17 protein-coding genes and 2 pseudogenes are annotated in these 15,324 nt (G+C 61.6%); 8 read left to right on the plus strand and 11 right to left on the minus strand.

The window, feature by feature from the left end; genetic code table 11:
* The first annotated feature begins 451 nt into the window (after positions 1-451).
* A complete protein-coding gene (locus tag JJE66_RS29630) occupies positions 452-622 on the plus strand; it encodes a hypothetical protein (protein ID WP_200517999.1) in 171 nt (56 codons plus the stop codon).
* Positions 623-709: 87 nt separating this feature from the next.
* Here JJE66_RS29630 and JJE66_RS29635 read toward each other — a convergent pair whose 3' ends face one another.
* A complete protein-coding gene (locus JJE66_RS29635) occupies positions 710-994 on the minus strand; it encodes a hypothetical protein (protein ID WP_200518000.1) in 285 nt (94 codons plus the stop codon).
* A gap of 171 nt (positions 995-1,165) precedes the next feature.
* Between JJE66_RS29635 and JJE66_RS29640 the strand changes: the two are divergent.
* Both JJE66_RS29640 and JJE66_RS29645 read left to right on the plus strand, forming a co-directional pair.
* Positions 1,166-1,636, plus strand: a pseudogene (locus tag JJE66_RS29640) (IS5/IS1182 family transposase); the annotation flags it as partial.
* On the plus strand, positions 1,633-1,791 hold the full coding sequence (locus JJE66_RS29645) for a hypothetical protein (protein ID WP_200518962.1): 159 nt from the start codon (positions 1,633-1,635) through the stop codon (positions 1,789-1,791). The pseudogene JJE66_RS29640 and the gene JJE66_RS29645, both read left to right, overlap by 4 nt.
* Before the next feature lie 37 nt (positions 1,792-1,828).
* On the opposite strand, the gene JJE66_RS29650 is transcribed toward JJE66_RS29645, so the two are convergent.
* The 3 genes from JJE66_RS29650 to JJE66_RS29660 all read right to left on the minus strand — a co-directional run bounded on the left by JJE66_RS29650 (position 1,829) and on the right by JJE66_RS29660 (position 3,030).
* Positions 1,829-2,092: a hypothetical protein gene (locus JJE66_RS29650; RefSeq protein WP_200518007.1), complete on the minus strand. Its 264-nt coding sequence runs from the start codon at positions 2,090-2,092 to the stop codon at positions 1,829-1,831.
* 183 nt (positions 2,093-2,275) lie between these two features.
* Entirely contained in the window at positions 2,276-2,692 is a 417-nt protein-coding gene (locus tag JJE66_RS29655; RefSeq protein ID WP_200518008.1) for a hypothetical protein, read from the minus strand.
* A gap of 41 nt (positions 2,693-2,733) precedes the next feature.
* Positions 2,734-3,030 carry a hypothetical protein gene (locus JJE66_RS29660; protein WP_311979973.1) on the minus strand — a complete coding sequence of 99 codons (297 nt, stop codon included), beginning with the start codon at positions 3,028-3,030 and terminating at the stop codon, positions 2,734-2,736.
* Positions 3,031-3,852: 822 nt separating this feature from the next.
* Between JJE66_RS29660 and rfbA the strand changes: the two are divergent.
* From rfbA to JJE66_RS29675, 3 genes and pseudogenes are all read left to right on the plus strand, one after another.
* A pseudogene (gene rfbA / locus JJE66_RS29665) lies at positions 3,853-4,771 on the plus strand (glucose-1-phosphate thymidylyltransferase RfbA).
* A complete protein-coding gene (rfbB, locus tag JJE66_RS29670) occupies positions 4,741-5,805 on the plus strand; it encodes a dTDP-glucose 4,6-dehydratase (protein WP_200518010.1) in 1,065 nt (354 codons plus the stop codon). The pseudogene rfbA and the gene rfbB overlap by 31 nt, the downstream one beginning before the upstream one ends.
* A gap of 222 nt (positions 5,806-6,027) precedes the next feature.
* Complete coding sequence (locus JJE66_RS29675) at positions 6,028-6,201, plus strand: hypothetical protein (RefSeq protein ID WP_200518011.1); 174 nt, start codon at positions 6,028-6,030, stop codon at positions 6,199-6,201.
* Between the two features lie 139 nt (positions 6,202-6,340).
* On the opposite strand, the gene JJE66_RS29680 is transcribed toward JJE66_RS29675, so the two are convergent.
* Positions 6,341-6,886, minus strand: a complete 546-nt coding sequence (locus JJE66_RS29680; protein WP_200518013.1) for an NUDIX hydrolase — start codon at positions 6,884-6,886, stop codon at positions 6,341-6,343.
* Between the two features lie 891 nt (positions 6,887-7,777).
* On the opposite strand from JJE66_RS29680, the gene JJE66_RS29685 reads away from it, so the two are divergent.
* Both JJE66_RS29685 and JJE66_RS29690 read left to right on the plus strand, forming a co-directional pair.
* Complete coding sequence (locus JJE66_RS29685) at positions 7,778-9,361, plus strand: EAL domain-containing protein (RefSeq protein WP_200518014.1); 1,584 nt, start codon at positions 7,778-7,780, stop codon at positions 9,359-9,361.
* A gap of 172 nt (positions 9,362-9,533) precedes the next feature.
* On the plus strand, positions 9,534-9,899 hold the full coding sequence (locus tag JJE66_RS29690) for a VanZ family protein (RefSeq protein WP_200518016.1): 366 nt from the start codon (positions 9,534-9,536) through the stop codon (positions 9,897-9,899).
* A 53-nt stretch (positions 9,900-9,952) separates the two neighbouring features.
* Here JJE66_RS29690 and JJE66_RS29695 read toward each other — a convergent pair whose 3' ends face one another.
* From JJE66_RS29695 to JJE66_RS29720, 6 genes are all read right to left on the minus strand, one after another.
* Positions 9,953-10,399 (minus strand): CHRD domain-containing protein, encoded by a 447-nt coding sequence (locus JJE66_RS29695; protein WP_200518018.1) that lies wholly within the window; start codon positions 10,397-10,399, stop codon positions 9,953-9,955.
* A gap of 167 nt (positions 10,400-10,566) precedes the next feature.
* Positions 10,567-10,851, minus strand: coding sequence for a hypothetical protein (locus tag JJE66_RS29700; protein ID WP_200518019.1), 285 nt, complete (start codon positions 10,849-10,851; stop codon positions 10,567-10,569).
* A 108-nt stretch (positions 10,852-10,959) separates the two neighbouring features.
* Positions 10,960-11,406, minus strand: coding sequence for a hypothetical protein (locus tag JJE66_RS29705; protein ID WP_200518021.1), 447 nt, complete (start codon positions 11,404-11,406; stop codon positions 10,960-10,962).
* 150 nt (positions 11,407-11,556) lie between these two features.
* Positions 11,557-13,275, minus strand: coding sequence for a chemotaxis protein (locus tag JJE66_RS29710; RefSeq protein WP_200518023.1), 1,719 nt, complete (start codon positions 13,273-13,275; stop codon positions 11,557-11,559).
* 5 nt (positions 13,276-13,280) lie between these two features.
* Positions 13,281-14,372 carry a chemotaxis response regulator protein-glutamate methylesterase gene (locus tag JJE66_RS29715; protein WP_200518024.1) on the minus strand — a complete coding sequence of 364 codons (1,092 nt, stop codon included), beginning with the start codon at positions 14,370-14,372 and terminating at the stop codon, positions 13,281-13,283.
* Between the two features lie 16 nt (positions 14,373-14,388).
* Positions 14,389-15,243: a protein-glutamate O-methyltransferase CheR gene (locus tag JJE66_RS29720; protein WP_200518026.1), complete on the minus strand. Its 855-nt coding sequence runs from the start codon at positions 15,241-15,243 to the stop codon at positions 14,389-14,391.
* Between the last annotated feature and the right edge of the window lie 81 nt (positions 15,244-15,324).

Genomic DNA, 15,324 nt, shown 5'->3' on the forward strand with positions numbered 1-15,324 from the left:
GCCGCGTAGCTGCGATAGGGCACCCGAACAACAATCAGCTCAATTCAACGTAACCATACGTGGTTACCCCGCGCTCCTCGCGGATCGGCGAGCCGGAATCGCGAAAGCGAGCGCACTCATCGTCCTGAGCTTCCGGGCTGGAGAAGACCTCGCTGCCGCGCCTGGCGCGAACGCAAGCGGTGTCGCTGTTCGAAAAACGAATTGTGCAGTCGACCAACGATGATGGGGCGCAACTCTCGCAAACCGTATTACTACGGAGTGATGGTGCGGAGTTGTAAGTAAGGTTGAGTAGTTAGCTTAATCCGCAGTCTTTGTTGCGCAGTTTCCAGGATCGCTTATTCCTCTCGTCACCGGCCTTCCCCAAGGCCGGCCCCACCAAGCAAAGCCGTCGAGCGAAAATCGGTCCGCTTGGCGGCTTTGTCGTTCCGTCGGCGAGAGGATCATTTCGGTTATGGCGCGCAAGCCCTGGTCTTTCAAGGAGGACCGCAGGCTCATGGAGCTGGCGAAGTCTTCTTCGTTGGAAGACGCCGCCAAGCAGCTGGGACGGTCGCCCGACGCGATCAAGCGCATGGCTTTGCGGCTTGGTTTGTCGCTCAAGTCGAAGAGCGGCAAGAAGGGTTAGACAGTCTCGGCAGATTTGCCTCGAGGCTCGAGATGCGGTCCTGGCCGATGCCTGCTTCCCTAGTGCACTGCTCTTCGAGCGGCAGACCTACGCCCCTTCGCGCTTGAGGCTCGCCCGCTCAATCGCGAGATCTCCGGACATGCAACGATACGCATCGCGCAACGCCGCGATCGCGTCATCGAGATCGAATTCGGTTTTGCGGATCGTCTCGAAGAACCGAGCCATCAGTGCCATATTCAGCTTTACACGGGTGTTTCCATCGCGGCTCTTGCGGCGATCGAGCGACAGGTTCAACGCCTGCAGCCGGGCTTCGGGGCCCGTACAACCATAGAGCGCGGCGAGTTCGTCATATGTCATCCAGATCTGAGGCATGTTCTTCCACCACGGTTGTTCAGCCTCAGCATAGTTTTCATGTCTAAAAGCTTTGTTGTGCGCCACCCACACGGCGCGCCTTCGCTGCAATAGCGTCAACGCTAGACTAAGGCGCCGGCGGTTTGGGCGGCGCGAAGGGGATGACGCGACCGGGAGCGGCTGTCGAGCCCCTTATCCGTCGCCACCACGCTCAAGCACACCGCGGGCGGTCAGTTCGTCACCCATGTCAAGGCGCTGCCCGGCAATCCCTATGACGGCCATACGCTGGCGACGGTCATTCCGGAGATGGAGGCACTGGTCGGCAATACCATCGAGCGCGCCTTCCTCGACAAGGGATACCGCGGCCACAATGCGCCACCCGACTACAAGTTCAGGATCTTCCTATCCGGCCAGAAGCGAGGAGTGACGCCGAAGATCAAGCGTCAACTGCGCCGCAGGTCCGCCGTCGAACCCGTCATCGGGTATCTCAAGGCCGAGCACCGCATGGGCCGCAATTATCTCTGGTTCAAGCACGGCGACGCCAACAACGCCGTCCTCGCCGCCGCTGGCTACAACTTCCGCCGCCTCATCCGATGGCTCAGCCTTTTGCTGTGCCAAATCCTGGCCGCGCTCTTCACCGAGCCGATCGCCAATCCAGCTTGAAGTTAGGGTTCTTCACGCTCGACTACATCGTGGTGGTCAAGGGCATGGGCTACGATTTCACGGTGGCCGGGACTGTCACCGACCCCAATCAATGCGTGGAGCGCATCAACGCGACCAACGGTGCATTCTACTCGCCTTGCCCACCGCCTCGTTAGCCCCGGCGCACGTCAGCCTATTTGCGGCGTGTCTCGCTTATTTGTCGGCTTTGGTGTCTTTCGGCGCATCGCCAGGCGCATCGTCAACCTTGCCGTTATTGGCGACGCATTTGCTGAAATAGTCACGCCGCTCCTTGGCCGATCCCTTGGCGCTGCCGGCGGCCGGGTTACCAACTTGCTTTGGCGGAAAGGCCTTGGAAGCCGCCGCGTCGCATGTACGCGCCACTTCGGCGGTAATGGCAGAAGCTGTCACGGGGGCAGCCAACGTCAACAGACACGCGAGTCCGAGCAATTTTGACATATTTCTGACGGGCACCTGTTTTGCTCCTTCGATCCCATGAATGCTTGCGCGAGACCATATCAAAAGGGATCGAACCGCCCAACGACAAATGATCCAGCTTCCCGGGACGTCGCAGATCTGCGGTCGGGAAATCCGGCCGTATCCGGAAGGGGGCCGCTGAATGCCTCGCGAATGCTCCTGGGACTAGCTGTTGAGCTGCGGCGGCTTGAAATCCGGGAAGCGCGTAAGCATTGCTGCTTTGACGAATTTCAGGTGCGCAATCGTGCTCGTCAGCTCCTTGAGCCGCCGCTGGCCGTTCGAAATATCGGCTGCAAAGAGGTCTTGGTGATGATTGTCGAGCGGCTCCCGCTCCAGATATTCGTCGGTGCCGTTACCGAAGGTGACGGACGCCCGCGCAATCGCGTCATCAACACGCCGATTGAGGCCGGCCTGCTCTCTCTCCGCCTCCAGCAGGGCGGTCTCAAGCGCCGTCATGATCGCATCGATCCGTACCCGGTCGGTTTCGGCGTCGCGCTCGACTGAACGGGCTTTGAAGCCCTTGTCCTCGCGCCGGGGATTTAGAAGATTGTGTGCGCGCGCCCTCAGGAACAGCTGAAACATTTGGGCCATCCCACGTTCGAATTCGAGGCCGACACCATCGGTCAGATATAGTTAATAAAGTTTGAAGCTTGCGCCTGCTCGGCTCGACTTTGCGTGATCCAGGTCCGCCAAGCTCCCTCATGCTTGGCGTAAAGTTCGAGCCATCGAACCTCGGCCTCTCCGACGGCGCCTCCGCCGAGGCCACCGCACGCCGATGCTTCGATCGACGACAGATCCAGGGCCTCGAATTCCGTGGTCTCGTCCAGCGACAAGCCGATCAGCACACGATGCCCCTGCGCATCGACGAAATATCTCCGGGGCGCATGGCGTTCTTGCTCAATCATTGCGATGGCCCTCACTGAGGATCCAGGGGCCAGAGAGACCTTCAAGCCGTCGACCATAAATACACACAAAAGCAATCAAAGCGACCAAGCCAACAGTCACGCCCAACAACGCAACCTGATACGCCATCTACGTTTCCTCACGCTCGCGCCCCGCAATTCCGGGCGGTCTGAACACTCGCAGTAGACCAGTGAGTTTCTAAGCCCTGCCTCCCTGGCTCTCAAGAGCGGCCGCAAATTAACCTAACCGCGCATGGTTATTTTGTCTCGGTGCCGCGATCGATGCCAAATGAGATCCGTCACAGCGGGACCTCGAGCGCGTAGCCAATGGGTGCGCAGCCCATCGATCACGGGCGGGGCTGGCTTCGGCCAGCTCCAATAGAGGCGGGAGTATAAGGCGCATAGAGACGATACCGCGCCGATCGCCTGCGCGAGCGCCACGCCCGGATGCCGTAACCACAGCAAAAGCCGGCGGCAAAGATCGATAACAAAACCAGAATTGGTATCATTGGAATGTTCCTACGTTCTCGGAACGCTCCTCCCATCGCATTTCATCGTGCAGTTGTGACGACTTCAAGATCGACACCGCTGAAAATTTTGTCAGAGGACGATGAAGTTTGTGCGACACGCTGCTTGAAGATTGATCGCCCGCACCGGGTGACAGGATCCAGAGACAATCATGAAGCTTCAGAGACAGAAAGATTCTCTTTTTGCGAATTTTCTGCCCGCCTTGGGTAGGCGTTCCCTCCGAATTGCCGGGTCCGGCTCAAGCGCGCCTGCCAGAACCGCTTTGCGCCTCCCGTCCCATGGAGTATCAGAGGCCTAGGGGATGAGCGGTTCATGAAGGGTATTATCCTGGCAGGGGGAACGGGTTCCCGGCTTTATCCGGTGACCGCGGTCGTGTCGAAGCAGCTCCTTCCTGTCTTCGACAAGCCCATGATCCATTATCCGCTGTCGACCCTGATGTTCACAGGTATCCGGGACATCCTCATCATCACGACGCCGCAGGACCAGCCGCTGTTCCAGCGACTGCTGGGCGACGGCTCCGAGATCGGTCTGCACTTCTCCTACGCCCATCAGGACAGCCCGCGCGGACTGGCGGACGCTTTCATCGTCGGCAACGACCCCGTAGCCCTCGTGCTCGGCGACAACATCTTCTATGGCAACCGCCTGCCCGAGATGCTGAACCAAGCCGCTGCGCAAGGGCATGGGGCCACGATCTTCGGATTACCCCGTCAACACGCCGGAGCAATATGGCGTAGTCGAGCTCGACGCCGGCGGACGGGCACTGTCGATCGAGGAGAAGCCAGCCCAGCCGCGCTCCAACATCGCGGTGACCGGGCTCTATTTCTACGACAATGACGTTCTCGACATCGCCGCCGGCATTTCGCCATCCGCGCGCGGCGAGCTCGAAATCACCGACGTCAACCGGGTCTATCTGGAGCGCGGAAAGCTGTTCGTGCGGCTGATGGGCCGTGGCATGGCATGGCTCGACACTGGCACGCATTCCTCGCTGGTTGAGGCCAGCCATTTCGTCCAGATCCTCGAGCAGCGGCAGGGGCTGCGCATCGGCTGCCCCGAGGAAATTGCGCTGCGACAGGGTTACATCTCCCTTGAAGCCTTCGAGAAGCTGGCGCAAAAAAACGCCAAGAGCAGCTACGGCGAATATCTGCTGTCGGTCTACCGCTCGTTCGGGCGCAAGGCGACGGCTCCTGAGGCGGAGACCGAATGCGCTTTGAAGGCATCACCATCTTCGTGACCGGCGGCGCGGGCTTCATCGGCTCCGCCGCGATCCGGCATCTGCTCGCGGATACCGGCGCGCACGTCGTCAACATCGACAAGCTGACTTACGCGGCCAATCTCGACTCACTGCCGGGAGCGGCCGGCCATCCGCGCTACGTCTTCGCGCAGCAATGCATCGGCGAGAGCCTCGGCCTGCGGGCGCTGTTCGAGAAGTACCAACCCGATGCCGTGATGAATCTCGCGGCGGAGAGCCACGTCGATCGTTCAATCGACGGCCCGGCGGAGTTCATCCAGACCAACGTGGTCGGCACCTTCACATTGCTTCAGGAGGCATTGCGCCACTGGCGGGGGCTGACACCGGAGACGCAAGCGCGCTTCCGCTTTCTCCATGTCTCGACCGACGAGGTGTTCGGATCACTCGGCAGCAACGGCACGTTCAGCGAGGATACGGCTTACGCGCCGAGTTCGCCCTATGCGGCGAGCAAGGCCTCGTCCGATCATCTCGTTCGCGCCTGGCGGGAGACCTACGGCCTTCCCACCATGGTGACGAACTGCTCGAACAATTACGGGGCTTATCATTTTCCCGAGAAGCTGATCCCGCACATGATCATTCGCGGATTGGCGAACGAACCGTTGCCGGTCTATGGCGACGGCAGCAACGTACGCGACTGGCTCTATGTGGCCGACCACGCGGAGGCACTGACACTCGTGCTTGAGCGCGGTACGATCGGCGAGACCTACAACATCGGGGCGCGCTGCGAGCGGACCAATCTCGACGTGGTGAAGCATGTCTGCGATCTGCTCGACGAGTTCGCGCCCAGCGCCGCAGCGTCACGCCGCGACCTCATCAGCTTCGTGGCCGATCGTCCCGGCCACGACTTCCGCTACGCCATGGACCCCGGCAAGATCGAGCGCGAGCTCGGCTGGCGGCCGCGCGAGAATTTCGAGAGCGGGCTTGCAAAGACCGTCCGCTGGTTCTGCGACAACCGGACATGGTGGCAAAACATTCTCGATCGCGGTTACCGGCACACGCGGATCGGTCTCGATTGACGAAACCCCGTGGTTATACGGAGCGATATGCTCTGATTTTATCCCGGTAAGGTTGAGCAGTTAGCTTAATTCGGGTTGTTTGTTGCACGCATCTCCCGATCGCATATCCATCTCCGCACCGGGCTCCCCAAGCCCGGCCCCACCCAAGCAAAGCCGCTGAGCGAACATGGGTCCGCTTGGCGGCTTTGTGGTTGTGTTGATGCGAAGAGGATCTTTTCGGTTATGGCGCGCAAGCCCTGGTCATTCAAGGAAGACCGCCGGCTCATGGAATTGGCCAAGTCTTCGATTTCTTTGGAAGAGGCAGCAAAGCAGCTCGGGCGCTCGTCCGATGCGATCAAACGCATGGCCTTGCGCCTGGGCCTGTCGTTGAAGCAGAAGACGGGCAAGAAGAGTTAGCCTTGGACGCAGAGCGTCGGGACGGCGTCGTTCCGCTTTCTCGACTTCTCGGCCGCAACGCGAGATTCCGCGCCGCATCAATCTGCGGCGAAACCCGTGATGAGACCGAACAGATCATCACCCGGACTCGACATGCAGGCTAAAGAGCCACAAGCCCTTTCGCTGACGCCTGGGCCAGCACGCCCAAATGGGTCTGCTCGCCAAACTCCCCCGAGAGAACGAGCCGACGAAGCTCACTCGGCAAGACCGAGCTAACTTGGACACGCGGCTCCTCGATGAAGCCCGCCACGCGATCGCCTGTCCTGACGAAGAACGAATGAGTCGCATTGCTGATCCGGCTCGAGCACGTCGCGCATTGACCGATGGGCTCGATGCTCATCGTGGGGTAGCCGGTCTCTTCCAGCAGCTCGCGCTTGGCCGTATCGAGCGCATCTTCGTTCGGGTCAACCATCCCCGCAGGCAATTCCAGTGAGAAGCGCTCGATCGCCGGACGATATTGGCGCACCAGGAGAATACGCGAGTCGGGCGTAACGGCCAGGACCGCCACATAGTCGGGCTGCGCGATTGAGTAATAGGTCTCCACGGCAGACTCGCTCGAGAAGCTCACATCCCGAGCGATGACCTCGAGCCAGGGCGAGATCGTCGTGCGCTCGACCTTCAGGATTTTCGGCAGTTCCCGGACCATCCGGACAAGTCTCCTTTGCTGGGCGCCTCTAGCAGAGAATATGACGGTTCAGGCTTAGGCCGGCGACGTTGAGAGGAAGAGCCGGCAGCCTTGAACGGGTAGCTTGCTCCGACCGCAGCCGAAGGGGAACATAAACAGAGCTTTGGCGTTTGCCCCAGACTTCTTAGCGAGATCAGGCCGTGGCGCATCTTGCCGTTTCCGCTCTACTGATTTGGTTGGCTATCAACATCGCCTTTGTGGTTTTGCGATTGCGGATCAGGCGATCCTCAAATGGGGGCACCAGCTTGAGCAGGCCCATCCCTCCTTATCAGCCCGAGGCCATTTCGCTTCATCGTCGCATGTGGCGATAGGATTTGCTGGGAAAGGCGTTTCGGAGCGTCCCGCCTATAAGTGTGGTCGTGGATTCCCTGTCCTGAAGCCTGCAATCTCAGGCCCTAAGGCCGCGCTTTCTTGGCGGATCCCATTCCCGGACTGGTTCCGTAGGTCGGCATTCCCGTGCCTTTGAAGGCGCCCCCCATGCTATCTCGGCTAGAACCCGTGCTGACCCCGCTCCGGATCGTGGAACTTGTCTGTGTGCCGGAGACCCGATCCTTGGTTCCCTGCGCTGAAGCTCCAGTGTTTCCAGCCATCATGGCCACCAAAACCACCCCAAAAGCCCGGTTCGTGCCAATTGGCCAGATCATCAATCAGTCCTCTCATTCGGTCATTCGGCGCATGATCACGTCATGCGGACCGCTCCGGCGGACAGCTGTTCGGTCCAGAGCACACCGCCCACCAAATGGGCAGACTGGATCCAGCCTTCGCTCCACGCCTCATTTGCGCATTAAACTCTATCTTAGCGCCTCCTGACTAGGATCAGCAGGAAACGTCCTCAATCTGCGCCCGGGCACGATGGGATTACAGCGACCGACCTTCAAGTTTGCCGCGCTCGTGCTCTTGAGCATGGTCACGTTCGGCCTGGCGGGGCATTTTGCGGCGGAACGCGTCATTCGCCACCAGCAGGCCCGCCAGCTCGAGGAGTTGACCGAGGTCGTGCTGCGTCGCTCCGAATTTGCGGTCGATTTCGCGGCCGCTAGTCTGACCGAGCTCGGAAAGCGCGATGTTGTGAACTGCGAGCCTGCGACGCTGCAGACCATTCGTCTCCATGTCTACCAACGCTCTGCGATCAAGGATGTCCGCCTCGTAAATCCCGACGGCTCGGTGATCTGCTCGGCCTATTCCGAGACGCTGGAGTTCGATAAGGGGTGGATCGACCGCCGGGATATGCTTCCGTCACGCGACAAGGATCTCTCATTGTTTCGCGTTCAGCAGTTCGGCGGCGATGCACTTGGCGTCCTCAAGGATATCAGCAGCAACGCCGCGCTGGTCGCTATCCTCGGCATCAACGCCAGCCTGTTCGACATCATGCCATCCGAGTTGCGCGGGCACAGCGAGGTGGTCCTCGCCCTGAGCAATGGAGAGAAGCTTGGCGAGTTCTTGCCTGATACCGACAGGGCGTTGCAGAACACGAGACGTTTCGACAGAACTTCCGCCCGCTATCCGCTCAAGGCGACGATCGAAGTCGAAGGCGCCGTTCTCTCGATACGAAATAACGAAGCATATTGGCCGGCGCTCGCGGTAGCTGTTATCCTTGGCGCTCTCTTCGGCATCTTGCTGGCACGGAGTCGCCGCACGGAAGGACCGGTCGCCGATCTCGATCGAGCTCTGACCGCGGGCGAATTCAAGCCTTATTATCAGCCCATCTTCAATCTCAGGACGGGACAGATCAAAGGCTGTGAGGTCTTGGCTCGCTGGCTGCGCGACGACGGCTCCGTCATCCCGCCGATGAATTTCATTCCGCTTGCCGAGTCCAGCGGCCGCATTGAGGTCATGACCTGGCAGATCCTGAAATCGGCACTGTCCGACCTTCGGCCGTTGTTGAAGGCGGACAAGGATTTCAAGCTCTCTTTCAATGTCGTGCCCAAGCACCTCCTCAGCCCGGGCTTCGTTGAAACGCTTCGGCGCACCGTCCTGACGGCAAAGATTGCGGCGCGGCAAATCGTGATCGAAGTGACCGAACGCGACGAGCTCGACGATCTCGCACGCGCCGCTGCTGTCGTGACCGAGCTGCGCGACCATGGTTTCCGCGTTGCCATCGATGACGTCGGCGTCGGCCACAGCGGACTATCGCGACTAAAGGGCCTGGGTGCCAACACGATCAAGATCGATAAATTCTTCGTCGACACAATCACCGTGGATGCATCGACCACGACGATTGTCGAGATGTTGGTCGCGCTCGCCAAAGACCTCCAAATGACGGTCGTTGCTGAAGGAATCGAAACAGAAGAACAGCGCCGCGCCTTGGTTGCCTCCGGCGTTGAAGAGGGCCAGGGCTATCTCGTCGCCGCGCCTCTGCCGTTTCCAAAATTCAGTGAGCTGGTCGACACCCGCCGCCGCACCGCACCCGCAGCGCCGGCCGACGCATTGGTGGCCTGACTTTCTCGTCGGGCTCCAGCCACCCGCTTAGCGAGCGCCCCTCCCGAGCGTCCGAGTCACACAATCGGCTACGGTTTACGCAGTGGCGCGCCGCCCGTGGAAGTAACGAGGTTGCTTTAACGATGTTCTCGCCTTTCGAAGCAGGACGCCCCTCAAACGGCTATGTTGGGCCATGCGCCGAAATCATCTGATCGCAGCCGTGGGAATTTGCCTCGCCCTCATCGCCTATGCCACTTTGGCGAGGCTGGCGGGGAGGCCCGCGCTCATGGGCCATGCCGAGGCATACTGGGTCGTTGTCATCGAGCGCTTCAGTGCCTATGGGCTGTTAGGCTTTCTTCTGTCGTTCTTGCTCCCAGGACGGCTCGTTTTGGCGTGCTCACTTGTGCTGGCCGTCGCAATGGGGCTCGAATTGCTCCAGGCGCTGACGCCCGATCGCGACCCAGGTGTCCTGGACGTCCTGCAAAAGGCGTCAGGAGGCACCGTAGGCGTCATCCTTGCCCAGACGATCCTGGCCTTCTTGCCCAGGCCACCGTCGTAACGGAGACGGCTGCAGGCTGACCGGGAACGTCAACGAGCCGGGGATATCAGCGCCTACTTCATCATCTGTCCGCGCAGCTCGCCGCCCGGGTTCATGGCCGTGTGAATGTTCGCGTACCACTTTCCGGCCAGCAGATCCGTCGCCTGATTGTCGGTCAGGGTCGCGCTGCCCTGGATCGGGCTTTGGACGGTCTTGAACGGCAGCACGATGCCGGCGTTCTTGCCTGGCTCCACGGGGCCGTGGAAATGGGCCCCCAGCGCGGGGCCCGTCAGGCCGGCATAGGTGACCGTGTAGGTCAGGGTTTTGGTCTCGGAATCGTAGGTTGCTTCTGCCTTACCCGACCCGGTCGAGTTGTTAGGCGGCACCTCGCTACTGCCTTTGAGGTCGGCCTGCAGCTTCACGACCTCTGCGTTTGCCTTTGCGGCGGTCAGGACGACCAGCCCGCCCAGCATCGCCATCCCCAGCAGAGTCACGCAGACCCGATAGTTGGCTTTCCTCATCGCACCCTCCTGCGGGCTCTTTGGCCCGTCGCGGTTGGAACACCGACCCCAGCCGGAAATTCCGGATGCAGATTTATGCCTGATTCGGGACAGCCATCGCGGGAATCTCCGCGTCCTGTCACGCAGCCCTCTTGATCGCCCCTGATCGGGCGCCGCGGCCGGTAGGCTCAGGCTACCCCGCGCCTGCCATGGACCTCGTTCGGCGTCAGGAGTTCGGCCATCTGCCGATGCGTGGCCTGAAGCGCCTCGATGGCGCTATCGAGATCAAAATCCGACTCGCGGACAGAGGCAAAGAATTTGGCCGTCAACGCCAGGTCCAGCTTGACCCGCGTTGCACCATCGCGGCTTTTGCGACGGTCAAGTGACAGGTGAATGGCTCGCAACCTCGCCTCGCTGCTGCTGCAGTCACAGAGCGCGCCGAGCTCGTCATAGGTCATCCAGATCTGAGGCATGTTCTTCCCACCATTGCTGTCCGGCCGCAGACTAGGTTTTCATCTCTAAAAGCTTTGTTGTGCGCCGCTCGCGCGGCCCGCCTTCGCTGCAATAGCGTCAACGCCAGACTAAGGCGCGGGAGGCCTGGAGGGCGCGAACGGATGACGCGGCCGCGACCGGTTGTCGAGCCCCTTGGGCAATTTGTCGGCATTGAGCTTCACGACCGCGCATTTGGGGTCTACTGCCGGCGCATCTTCCTGGCTGTAGATCAGCGTGCACTCGAACTTGACCTCGGGCGCCTCCCTGGCCGTTCCGGAGCAGGTCGCCACCGCGCCGCTGCACACGCCCGAGAGATTGACCTCGACCTCGTCTGGACCGAACACGCTCGCACCGCCCTCGGCATGCCGTTTCACGGTCAGCACGGCCGTGAAGCGTTGCTGGTCGACCTGGTAAGAGCCGCCATAGGTGAAAAAGCTGTCGCGACCCGCGATCCGTCCCTCGATCAAATCCACGAGGCCAGTGCCTTGGCCACGCGGGGTCCGAAACCAGGCAGCGTATTTGCCGTCTCTCAGCATGAAAAACATCCGTCGTAAAATTCACTGGTATTTGCGGCCAATTCTGGGGCGCGACAATGGCCGATGCGGCGCGTATTCCGCCACGGTTAACGCCCTGCAAAGCCAATTGGTCAAATTACCAACCCCGCAGACGCGGCGTCGGCAGCAAACTCAAAACAATTCTATGCCGTCATCCGCAGGCTCGATCGCCTCGACCCGGCGGGCGGCGGCGGTCGACGAAAGCCCGAGGGTCCGCAAAAATTCCCGGTGGACGTCGCGCTCGCGCTCCATCGTATAGCGCGCGAAAATATCGTCGAGCAGCACCTCGTCCTGTGGCTGTGGCCGATGCGTGCCGGCGTTGGCCGTCTCCAGGCGCGCAGCGACGGTGGGCAGTGCCGCAGAAGATTCGCCAAGCGAGTTCATCAGGCCTTGCGCCGAATTCATCAGGCCTTCGAACTCGGCGCCTTCATCGACGAGCCGGCTCATCAGCTTGCCCAGTCGTTCATTGCCGGCTTCGACCTCGCGTAACGCCTGGAGGATCTGCGGCTCGAGCTTGGCGAGTTGCCTGGGATCGCCCTGGACGCGGAGCTCCTTCAATTCGTTGGCGGATCGCTCGATGCCGTCGAGCACCGGCCTGAGGCGCCCGGCGCCCGCCGAGACCTGGTCGGCGGTCGCCTTGAGCTCGTTGGCAATGACGACGAAGGCGCTGCCGCGACTGCCGAGATGGCTCGCCTTGAGGCCCGCGTTCATGCCGATCAGCGTGATATCGACCGTCGCTTCGGCCAAGCCCGCGATGGCCTGACGGAATTTCACCAGCGTATCCTCGACGACCGCCAGCGCCTCGTCGACCGAGCGACCGGCGCTCTCGCAGGTGGCGATCAGGGTCGAGGCCTGTGCCAGTGTCTGCTTGATGCGAGTCAGGAACGACGACGAGCCGTTCTCGGCGCCGAACAGCGCGCGGCCGTGACCGACGATGCCACCCGCATCACTGAGGATCGCCGACAGCGCCCGGATGATCTGGCCGATGTCACCGCCGAACTCGCGCTGCGCGTCCCTGAGCTGGGCCGCCTGCAACTGGCGGATCGCATGTGCGCCGTCTTCGCTTACGACCTGCTCCGGGACGAGACTCGGCGTCGGGCCGGATGAAAGGCGCAAGCCGCAACAGACATGTTCGAGGCGTTGTCGCGTGCTGTCGCCGGCCTGCAAGGAAATGATCGCGACGCCAACCGCCTCGGCGATCTTCCGCGTACTGCCGCTGGCGAGATCGGCGAGATGGCTGCTCTTGCTGCGCTGGTCGCGCAGGCCGGAATAGGCCCCTCCCAGTTCGGCGCTCTCGGCGAGCAGCTGATCGCCATAGCGGCTCTCGAACTCCTTCTGCCGGCCGGATGCGGTGGCGACCGCGTCCGATAGGCGCTGCTGGTCCCGCGCGCACCCCTCGATCGAGCCCTGCACGGCTTTGCCGAGGTCGTAAGCCTCCTGCGTGAAGGCGAGAAAACCCTCGCGATCGCCGTCGAGCGAGGCTGCCTCGATCCGCGCGCTACGCGCGATGATGGTGATCATCCCGATGTGCTTGAACAGCGGCTTCAGCAGCGAGGACGCCGCTGTCGTGCTGTTGCCGATCGTCGCCAGCAGGGCGCTCTCGGCCGGCAGCGCTCGCGCCAGATCGCTCAGCCGCGCGGCGATCTCCTGCAGCGCGGTCGCGGCGCCCTCGATCTCCGTACCGGAGAGTTCGCCGGATAGCGTCGCGAGGCCCTGATTCAGTTCCTTGAAGATGGTGTGGCCGCGACCGAGCTCATGACCAACGCGCGCGAACACGTCCTCGATGCGCGACGAGACGTCCTCGACCGCAGCGATCGCGTCCGTCAAATTGCTGGCCGGAAGAATCGACATTGCAATCAGCCCACCGCCGCTGCGTGTCCAGCCTGATACCAGAGCATGATCTCGCGCGGGATGTGGTTCAACGAGACCACCTTCTCGACCCCACCATGGGCGATGGCTTCCTTGGGCATGCCGAACACCACGCAGCTCTCTTCGTCCTGCGCGCGGGTCGAGGCGCCGAGTTTGCGCATCTCCAGCATGCCGCGCGCGCCGTCATCGCCCATGCCGGTCATGATGACACCGAGCGCGTTGGCGCCGGCATGCTGGGCGGCCGAGCGAAACAGCACGTCGACGGACGGCCGATGCCGCGACACCGGCGGGCCGTCCTTGATCGCGACCTGATAGCGCAAGCCGATGCGCTGGAGCAGCATGTGCCGCGCGCCTGGCGCGATATAGGCGCAGCCGGGCAGCACCGGCTCGCCATCCTCGGCCTCCTTCACCCCGATCTGGCAGATGCTGTCGAGACGCTTGGCGAAGGCGGCGGTGAAGCCTGCCGGCATGTGCTGGACGATCAGGATGGGAGGACAGTGCGCCGGCAGCATCTCGAGCACGTCGTTGAGCGCTTCCGTTCCTCCCGTCGATGCACCGATGCACACGATGCGCTCCGTCGTCGGCCGCACCTTGCCCTGCACCGGCGGCGGGATAATGGCGTCAGCGGTCAATTTCTTCTCGATGACCCGCCGCTCCGTGCGCGGACGCACCCGGGCACGTGCCGCCGACTTCACGGATTCACGCAACCGTGTGGAGCATTCGAGCAGCGCCTGCCGCGTGTCGATCTTCGGCTTGGGGACGATATCGACGGCGCCGGCCTCGAACGCCTCGAACATCACGTTCGAGCCTTCCTCGGTCAGCGAGGAACAGATAATCACCGGGATGGGGCGCTGCGCCATGATCTTGCGCAGGAACGTCATGCCGTCCATGCGCGGCATTTCCAGGTCGAGGATCATGACATCGGGGATTTCATTCTGGAGGCGGCGCGCGGCCGCAAACGGATCGGAGGCCGTTCCCATCACCTCGATGTCGGGATCGTCGTTGAGGATCGTCTGCAGGATTTGGCGAACCGACGCCGAATCGTCCACGATCAGTACGCGAACTTTCTCCTTCGGCATCTCGGCGGCGCTCCAATCAGACCTGGAAAATGGTGGGCTGAACCTGCTTCAGACCCGGCACGGCACTGTGAATCATCGACTCGGAATGTCCGACCAGCAGATAGCCGCCCGGCCGCAAATGCCTGCAAAGTTGCTCGACGACTTTACGCTGGGTCGGCTTGTCGAAGTAAATCAACACATTACGGCAGAAAATCATATCGACGTCGCGGTCGACGGGATAAGACGAATCCATCAGATTCATCCGCATGAAATGCGTCATGCGCCGCAATTCCGGCGCCACCCGTACCTCACCGCGCGACCTGTCCCGCGACGACAGGAAGTATCGCTTGACGAAATGTTCCGGCACAGGCGCGAGCACGTCACGTGTGTAGATCGCACTCTTGGCGAGGCGTAGCACCGCAGTCGAGATGTCGGTTCCAAGGATGCGGTACTGAAACCGTGATCCGCTCCGCGTCATGTCGTCCAGCACCATCGCGGTGGTGTAGGCTTCCATGCCGGTCGAGCTCGCCGAGCTCCAGACCTTCAGGTTCGCGTTCCTGCGCCCATGCGACTTGAGCAAGGCCGGAACGGCGACGTCCCGCATGAAGGTGAAATGCTGCGGCTCCCGAAAGAAGTCGGTCTTGTTGGTCGTCACCACATCGATCAGATGGGTGAGCTCGGTGTCGAAATGTTCGGCCCCGAACAGGTTGTCGACATATTCGTTCAAGTCGGAAAACTTCAGCGCACGCACGCGCTTGTGCAAGCGCCCCTCCAGCATCAGCCGCTTGCCCTGCGGCAGCTTGATGCCGACTTGGCCCTCGATCAATTCGGCAATGGTCCGGAAATGACGGTCCGACAGATGCACGGCCGTATCCTGCAAGGCGGGCATCATGGCCGCCAGCCCCGGCCCTGAAGGCCCGCATGCAATGAATGTCGGGCCAAACGGGCCATCTCTCGGATCCTACGCGTTTAT

The sequence above is a fragment of the Bradyrhizobium diazoefficiens genome, assembly GCF_016612535.1.
Taxonomy (GTDB): Bacteria; Pseudomonadota; Alphaproteobacteria; order Rhizobiales; family Xanthobacteraceae; genus Bradyrhizobium; species Bradyrhizobium diazoefficiens_C.

Excerpts from the sequence above, each read along its gene's own strand:
- JJE66_RS29710 (WP_200518023.1), bottom strand. The coding sequence starts at position 13,275 with ATGTCGATTCTTCCGGCCAGCAATTTGACGGACGCGATCGCTGCGGTC.
- JJE66_RS29695 (WP_200518018.1), bottom strand. The coding sequence starts at position 10,399 with ATGAGGAAAGCCAACTATCGGGTCTGCGTGACTCTGCTGGGGATGGCG.
- JJE66_RS29690 (WP_200518016.1), top strand. The coding sequence starts at position 9,534 with ATGCGCCGAAATCATCTGATCGCAGCCGTGGGAATTTGCCTCGCCCTC.
- JJE66_RS29635 (WP_200518000.1), bottom strand. The coding sequence starts at position 994 with ATGCCTCAGATCTGGATGACATATGACGAACTCGCCGCGCTCTATGGT.
- JJE66_RS29630 (WP_200517999.1), top strand. The coding sequence starts at position 452 with ATGGCGCGCAAGCCCTGGTCTTTCAAGGAGGACCGCAGGCTCATGGAG.
- JJE66_RS29700 (WP_200518019.1), bottom strand. The coding sequence starts at position 10,851 with ATGCCTCAGATCTGGATGACCTATGACGAGCTCGGCGCGCTCTGTGAC.
- JJE66_RS29650 (WP_200518007.1), bottom strand. The coding sequence starts at position 2,092 with ATGTCAAAATTGCTCGGACTCGCGTGTCTGTTGACGTTGGCTGCCCCC.
- JJE66_RS29720 (WP_200518026.1), bottom strand. The coding sequence starts at position 15,243 with ATGATGCCCGCCTTGCAGGATACGGCCGTGCATCTGTCGGACCGTCAT.
- JJE66_RS29715 (WP_200518024.1), bottom strand. The coding sequence starts at position 14,372 with ATGCCGAAGGAGAAAGTTCGCGTACTGATCGTGGACGATTCGGCGTCG.
- JJE66_RS29675 (WP_200518011.1), top strand. The coding sequence starts at position 6,028 with ATGGCGCGCAAGCCCTGGTCATTCAAGGAAGACCGCCGGCTCATGGAA.
- JJE66_RS29655 (WP_200518008.1), bottom strand. The coding sequence starts at position 2,692 with ATGTTTCAGCTGTTCCTGAGGGCGCGCGCACACAATCTTCTAAATCCC.
- JJE66_RS29680 (WP_200518013.1), bottom strand. The coding sequence starts at position 6,886 with ATGGTCCGGGAACTGCCGAAAATCCTGAAGGTCGAGCGCACGACGATC.
- JJE66_RS29705 (WP_200518021.1), bottom strand. The coding sequence starts at position 11,406 with ATGCTGAGAGACGGCAAATACGCTGCCTGGTTTCGGACCCCGCGTGGC.
- rfbB (WP_200518010.1), top strand. The coding sequence starts at position 4,741 with ATGCGCTTTGAAGGCATCACCATCTTCGTGACCGGCGGCGCGGGCTTC.
- JJE66_RS29685 (WP_200518014.1), top strand. The coding sequence starts at position 7,778 with ATGGGATTACAGCGACCGACCTTCAAGTTTGCCGCGCTCGTGCTCTTG.